Below are 6,097 nucleotides of genomic sequence, written 5' to 3'. Positions count from 1 at the left end.
CAGCGCGGTCTCTCGCGGCCAGGAGCGCGGCCTTCCACTGCGCCCGTTGGGACAGGGCGCGCAGGAGCCGGTGTTGCAGGGGTGGGATGTCCGGGTCGTCGGGGCGGGCCATCTCCCAGGCGTAGGCGGCGGGTTGGTCGGAGCCAGCGGGATCGGAGTCGTCGGCGCCGGTGGTGATGCCGAGGAGGTTGCGGACCCAGGCGCGGGCGTCGGCGCGGTGGTCGGCGAGGGTTTTTCCGGACCAGTCGCGGGAGACGAGGATGCGTCGGCCGCCGATGCCGAGGGTGGCACGTTGGTGGACCTTGCCTTTGCAGCGTCCCGCTTGCAGCCGTCCGTGTGCCTTCTTCGGTTGGATGCCGTAGAGCAGCCAATTGGCGCACCGTTCGTTGCATGGCGTCACCCGGAGTTGGTGCCAGAGCCGGTCGAGGTGGTCCCGCTGCCGGTCGGTGTCGGTCTTGTGGCAGTCGGCGGCGCTTTTGGTGATGTACTTCGTGATGTAGCCGATGGTGCGGTCGGCGTGCACGGTGCCGGGGGTGACCCCTTCGGCGTGGACCTGCCGCCCGAAGCGGACGACGTGGACGGGTTCGGCGTCGGGGTCGGCGTCGATCAGGTCCAGGGCGTCAGCCCAGGACGGCAGCGGCTGGGCGGTGTCGGGGTCGACCCACTCCCCGCGGTCGTTGTTCCAGAGGGGCAGCCGGTCGAGGGAGTAAACGAGTTCGTCGGCGGGTGGCCACCACACCTGGTGGTAGGTGGCGGCGGCGACCTGCCGCAGCATCGCCCGGGGAATGGTTCCTCGGATGGCGAAGTGAGCGTGCGGCGCCAGGCGGCGTTGGGGCTCGACGCACCCGGCGTACTGGACGTTCCAGCCAGCGCAGCGGCGCAGGTTCTGCCAGAACCGGTCGAGGAGCCGGGCGAAGTGCACCGCATCCCAGGCAGCGCGCCGGTAGTCGTAGGTGTCCGGGTCGACGGGCGTCCCATCGGGTCGAACGCGGCCGTAGCTGTCGAGGGTGAGCGACAGCCACATCGACGGGCGGTGTTCGGTGCCGTCCGGAGCGGTGTAGAGCCGGCCAACGGTGCGGCGTTCGACCTTCTTTCGGGGTAGGTCCGGGGCGTCCTGCCGACGCTTGGTGGACCGCTTGCGCCGGACGCCGTCGGAGTCGTCATCGTCGTGGGGTGGGGCGACTTGCCCGCGTAGCCCTTCGGCGGCGATGGCCTCCTCGACCTCGGCGATGGCGTGGTCGATGCCGGGTACCTGGTCGAACTGCGCGGCGCGTTGGGCCTCATCGCGGGCGAATTCCAGGTGCGCGCGCAGCAGGATCAACTCCCGCTGAGCATCGGTGGCCGGGTCGGGTGCGGGGGCGGGTTCGTCGGTGCGGTGCCAACCTTCCCGGATCTGCGTCTGGCGTAGCCGGCGAGCGCGTTTGGCGCACGGCTCGCACTTGTCTTCCCGTGTGGAGCCGCAGGGCAGGTCGATGACTTCGGTTTGGCCGGTGTGCAGGTCGGTGCGCCGCAGAGTGACCGGACGTAGACACACGCCGTACTCGGCGGCCATCTCGGTGAGCACCTGACGGGACATGGGCAGAGCGAGTCGGGCAGCACGGGACCCGCTCGCCGGCGCAACGGTCGCCGGGGCGGGGGTGGGTTCGGTGGTGGCGTCGGGGGCGAGGCCGGGCAGGGTCGGGGCGGTCAACGGGTCACCTCCGGGAGGTCGAACAGGGCGGGTTGGGTGTCACCGATCGGGGTGGTGCGGGTCGGGCCGGCGGTGCTGGCCCAGCGGTGGGCGGCGGCGGTGTGCCGGGGACAGGTGGTTTCGGCGCGGTAGCGGCCGGTGCCGGGGTGGCCGGCTTCGATCAGGGCGGTGGCTGGCCCACCGCAGCGGGCGCAGTAGGTGGGCCAGCCGTTAGCCATGGCGGTCAGTGGCCGCAGCCGGGGCAGTGCAGACCGGGGCAGCAGCGGCCCGAGCGGCGCAGTAGCAGGGCGATGACGATCAGGACCAGGACGCCGCCCGCGATAGCCGGGAACGCGGCCCGGATCGCCTGGGCGAGCTGCGCGGCGAGGTAGCCGACAGCGGCGAGGGCGCCCACGGTCGGGACGGCGACCGCGACGGCGACTCGACCGCGGTTGACCCTGCGGGCCGGGGCGGGCGTGGGTCGGGTGGTGTCGAGGAACCGCACCGTGACCGTCACCCGGGAGTCCCCGGGGATCAGTTGGGGCTCGCTCATGGAGAGCAGCCGGTTGGAGTCGCGGACCAGGGCGACGGTCGCGGCGACTTCGGCGGGGGTGCCGACGATCCGGCGGGCGACGACGGCGGGGCGGCGGGTTTGGACGCGGGCGAGCTGGGTGCGGGTCATCGGGTCACCTCCGAGGTGAAGACGTGGCCGTTGCGGGGCGACTGGACGACCGACGACACCAGCGCGGGGCGCAGCACCGGCGTCGGGGCGGGCATCGGTGCGGTCGGGGCCACGGTGGCCGGAGTCGGATCGGCGGGCATGTCGACCGGGGCGATGTCGGCCGGTTCCTCTGCTGCGACTGGCGTGGACCGGGTCGGAGCCGGAGCCGGGTCGGTGGGCTTGCCGCTGAGGATGAGCTTGGACAGGGCGAGGAACGCCAGCGCTGGGACCGAGGACAGCAGCCGCGACGAGAAGCTGTCGTTGGCGACGGCGATCTGCGCGGCCAGGGACAGCGCCACGGCGGCGATCAGGATCGCCAGCGGGTAGAGCACGGAGGCGTTGGCGTCAGCTCGGCGGCGTCGGCGGATGACTAGCAGTGCGGCGGCCGGGGTCAGTTCGGAGATGACGGCGTTGGACCAGCCGAACCATTCGCCGGTGCCTGCGGGGGCGTGGAGCATGGTCCAGTCCTTGACGTGGGTGAACGAGGCGGCGCCGGCCATTCCGCCCACGGCCAGGAGGATGAGGACCAGGGCGATGGCTTCCAGCCGATCGGCGTTCAGGACGCGGCGCATTCGGTCACCTCCGACTCGGGCGCAATCGGCGGGGTGGGGCGGAGCCAGGCGAGCAGGTTGCGGATGTAGATGGCGCCGTAGGCGAAGCAGGAGACGAGGAAGCCCCACTGCTCGGTGGTGATGGAGTAGGCCAGCCAGAGGAGTTGGGCGGCGAGGCCGACGGCCCAGCCGGTCCAGGAGCGCTTACCGGCGAGGTAGAGGCCGGTGACGCCGACGGCCATCAGGAGCCAGGACCACAGCTGCGGGTTCATGCGGCCCACCCCCACGCTTCGGCGTCGTCGGCGGCGATCTCGGCGTGCCGGGCGAGCGCGGCGGCGAGGATCGCGTCGGCGTGGGTGTCAGGGGCGCAGTAGGGGCACTGCTGGTCGGGGTCGGTGTGGGCGAGATCGAGGCAGGTCCGGCGGATGGGCCGGCGGTTGAGTCGACGGGTACGCATCACGCAAGCTCCAAGCAGGGCAAAAGGTCAGCGGTGGGTGGGGGTGATGTGCACGCGGATCCACTCCGGCGGCTCACCGGTTGAGGCCACGGCTTCCGAGAGGCAGCGCCACAGCGCCCACGCCTCAGCCGGGGTCAGGTACATGCGGCGCCGGCCAGAGCCCACCGCGATGTACAGGTCAGCGTCGGGGGTGACCCGTACCGTGACCGGCACCGTGGCCTTGTCGACGTGCGGGGCGCGCAGCCGGTAGAAGCGACGCTGCTGCTCGGTCTGCTCGTCGGGTTCGTCGGCGTAGGGCATCCGCACCGGGACGTCCGCGGGCAGCTCGGTGGTCATTGGGGGTCACCGCCGTTCGGGGTGGTGTTGAGGTCCAGGGCGTTGAGCAGCGACGGCGGCAGCAGCGGCGCAGCCTGCCGGGGTGGGGTCGGCCGGTAGGTATGCCGCCCGTTGCCGTTGGAGCGGGCCGGCTTCACCGGGGCCGGGGACTCGACCGGTTCCGGCGCCATCTCGGGCGAGGCGGGGAACGTCGCGGCCATGTCCCGGATCACGTCATCAGCGATGAAGGAGAACCGGACCCGAGCGGGTTCCGGCTGGCCGTCAAGCAGGACGTAGGCCACGCCCTTGGCCGACAGCGGGATCTGATCCGCGAGTGCTCCCCGGTCACGGGCGCCGTCGCCAAGTAGGAGGTCGACGTGGCCGCGTTCGGTGAGTCCGAGGGCGATGCGGGTCGGGAACAGGTCCCGGACCGAGACGACTTCCTTGCGGGGGTCCTGAGTCGCGGCGACGACCAGGACGCCGAGCCCGGCACCCTGCGACAGCAGCAGCCCCAGCGACTGGGCGATCCGATTGCGGATGTCGCTGTCTGGCAGGTAGGCGAGCAAGGCGGCGATCTCGTCGATGACGATGACGATCAGCGGCTCATCGACGGTCGGCGTGTGGACCCGCACCTTGCCCCGCAGCAGCCGTTGCCGGGCGCGCATCCGGGTCACGGCGTCATCGAGCATGTCCGCCATCCGGGTCCAGTCGTCATCGACGTAACGGGAGAACAACGGCCGACCGATGGACAGCTCCATTCCGCCCTTGGGGTCGATCGCCCACACCCTCACGAGGCCCGACCGGATGCCCGCGGCGAGCGCCCGCAGCAGGGACCAGATGACCGAGCCCTTGCCCATCCGGGTCGCCCCGCCGATCAGGACATGCGTCGCCAGGAGTCGCAGGCAGTACACGGCCAGGTCTTCGCGCAGCCCGAGCGGTAGGGCGGTGAAGTCCGGGCGGGCCGGCACGGGCAGCGGCGCCACGATGCGGGTCAGCGGGTCGCGGCGGATGAACACCAACCACACATGCCGCGGCCGATCCCGGAACCGGATTGCGTCGAGGCGGCGCAGCAGCCACGCCAGCCGACCCGAGCGCACGGGCGGGGCCTGCCGGCGGCCGGAGAACACGCGGCAGTGCCGGGTGCCGAACGAGTACGCCAGATCACGGGCCGCCTTGTGATACGCCTCCGGGTTCTGCCCCCGAGGCATCCGCAGCACCACTTCATCCGTGGCGTAAGAGCAGCGCACCGAGAGCAGATCGGGGACCTTCTCGCCACCGTCGTACTTCTTCACCAGCCCGCACAGCGTCATCGCCTCGTGCCACTGACGCCGGTAGACCCACAGCCGCCGCCACACCGTGACCGCACGCAGGACAACCAGGCGATGGAACGAGTCCCGACCACGCCAGAACCACACACCGCCCGCAGCGGCGAGGACGAGCAGGACCGAGAGGTGAGGCCACCATCCGTGGGACTGGTGAACGTCGACGGCGACCAGGACCAGGGCGACGCCCGGCCAGGCCCGCCAATGGCGCAGCGCCCAGATTCCGAGGCGCACCACCGCTACAGCGAGGCGGACCAGGAGGAATGCGATCGTGACCGTCCAGACCAGGGGCCACGGGGTAGCCACCTGGACGCGGCGGAAGTTGACCAGCGGGGCGCGCATCACGCCACCGCCTTACGGTTGCTGTGCTGCTCGGTCCACGCCTCCGCGCAGGTCTTGTGCACCGGCTTGCCCGCAGGGCTGCGGCAGATCGCCGGCTTCCCGCAGAGCACACACGGGACCGGCTCGCCGGCACTACCGCCGCGAGTCCAGTCCAAGGAAATTGGCATGATGAACCTGCCCTTCCAGGCCAAGAGGGTTGAGAGGGCAGCGGGGCGGTCAGGCCGTCGGAAGCGGACCGCCCCGCGCCAGAAGTTGGATCAAGCAGCCTTGCCGCGCGACTCGGCCAAGGTCTTCGGCGCCGTCAGCGCCGTGGCCCGGTAGGAGTAGGCCAGCCGGCCGTTGCTGCCGACGTACGGCGTCACCATCAGGTTCTCGAACTCCACCGGCTGGAACGGACCCACCGGCGGCACCGGCTGCACATCCGCCAGAACCTTGATCGACACCTCACGCGAGCGGGAACCCAACTCCGGGTCCATGTCCATCACCCGGCACTGCCACACCCGCTGACCCGTCAGCTTGTCCTTGCTCGGCGTCCGCGCCCGGGTCTTCTCGTCGAAGTCCTGCGCCTCCGCGATCGAGTCCGGCACCAACACACAGCCGTGCGGAAAGACCGCCTCGAACGGAACCGAGAACCGAGTACCACCCCTGAGGGCCATGTCGATCTCCTTCGCTGCTGCGACTTGACCGGCGCTCCGGTCTCTGTGATGCGCCTAACCTAAC

At 71.1% G+C, this 6,097-nt stretch carries 10 protein-coding genes; all 10 read right to left on the bottom strand.

The genetic code is table 11. From position 1 onward, the window contains the following. Positions 1-1,690, bottom strand: a 1,690-nt coding sequence (locus AB0B97_RS32455) for a replication initiator (RefSeq protein WP_357499138.1), incomplete at its 3' end; no start/stop codon positions are given. Beyond that, entirely contained in the window at positions 1,687-1,908 is a 222-nt protein-coding gene (locus AB0B97_RS32450) for a hypothetical protein (RefSeq protein WP_357499136.1), read from the bottom strand. The genes AB0B97_RS32450 and AB0B97_RS32455, both read right to left, overlap by 4 nt. 5 nt (positions 1,909-1,913) lie before the next feature. Continuing rightward, complete coding sequence (locus AB0B97_RS32445) at positions 1,914-2,351, bottom strand: hypothetical protein (RefSeq protein WP_357499134.1); 438 nt, start codon at positions 2,349-2,351, stop codon at positions 1,914-1,916. Further along, a complete protein-coding gene (locus tag AB0B97_RS32440) occupies positions 2,348-2,962 on the bottom strand; it encodes a hypothetical protein (RefSeq protein ID WP_357499132.1) in 615 nt (204 codons plus the stop codon). Before AB0B97_RS32440 ends, AB0B97_RS32445 begins: the two co-directional genes overlap by 4 nt. Then, complete coding sequence (locus tag AB0B97_RS32435; protein WP_357499130.1) at positions 2,947-3,213, bottom strand: hypothetical protein; 267 nt, start codon at positions 3,211-3,213, stop codon at positions 2,947-2,949. The genes AB0B97_RS32440 and AB0B97_RS32435 overlap by 16 nt, the downstream gene beginning before the upstream one ends. After that, positions 3,210-3,398, bottom strand: coding sequence for a hypothetical protein (locus AB0B97_RS32430; RefSeq protein WP_210791587.1), 189 nt, complete (start codon positions 3,396-3,398; stop codon positions 3,210-3,212). The genes AB0B97_RS32435 and AB0B97_RS32430 overlap by 4 nt, the downstream gene beginning before the upstream one ends. 27 nt (positions 3,399-3,425) lie before the next feature. Next, complete coding sequence (locus AB0B97_RS32425; RefSeq protein ID WP_357499127.1) at positions 3,426-3,734, bottom strand: spread protein; 309 nt, start codon at positions 3,732-3,734, stop codon at positions 3,426-3,428. Further along, positions 3,731-5,377, bottom strand: a complete 1,647-nt coding sequence (locus AB0B97_RS32420) for an FtsK/SpoIIIE domain-containing protein (RefSeq protein WP_357499125.1) — start codon at positions 5,375-5,377, stop codon at positions 3,731-3,733. Before AB0B97_RS32420 ends, AB0B97_RS32425 begins: the two co-directional genes overlap by 4 nt. Then, positions 5,377-5,544, bottom strand: a complete 168-nt coding sequence (locus AB0B97_RS32415) for a hypothetical protein (protein ID WP_357499123.1) — start codon at positions 5,542-5,544, stop codon at positions 5,377-5,379. The genes AB0B97_RS32420 and AB0B97_RS32415 overlap by 1 nt, the downstream gene beginning before the upstream one ends. A gap of 90 nt (positions 5,545-5,634) precedes the next feature. Next, complete coding sequence (locus AB0B97_RS32410) at positions 5,635-6,033, bottom strand: transcriptional regulator (protein ID WP_350856940.1); 399 nt, start codon at positions 6,031-6,033, stop codon at positions 5,635-5,637. Positions 6,034-6,097 lie beyond the last annotated feature (64 nt).

Source organism: Micromonospora sp. NPDC049004 (genome assembly GCF_040649315.1).
Taxonomy (GTDB): domain Bacteria; phylum Actinomycetota; class Actinomycetes; order Mycobacteriales; family Micromonosporaceae; genus Micromonospora.
This window is presented reverse-complemented; position numbering and strand designations above follow the sequence as displayed.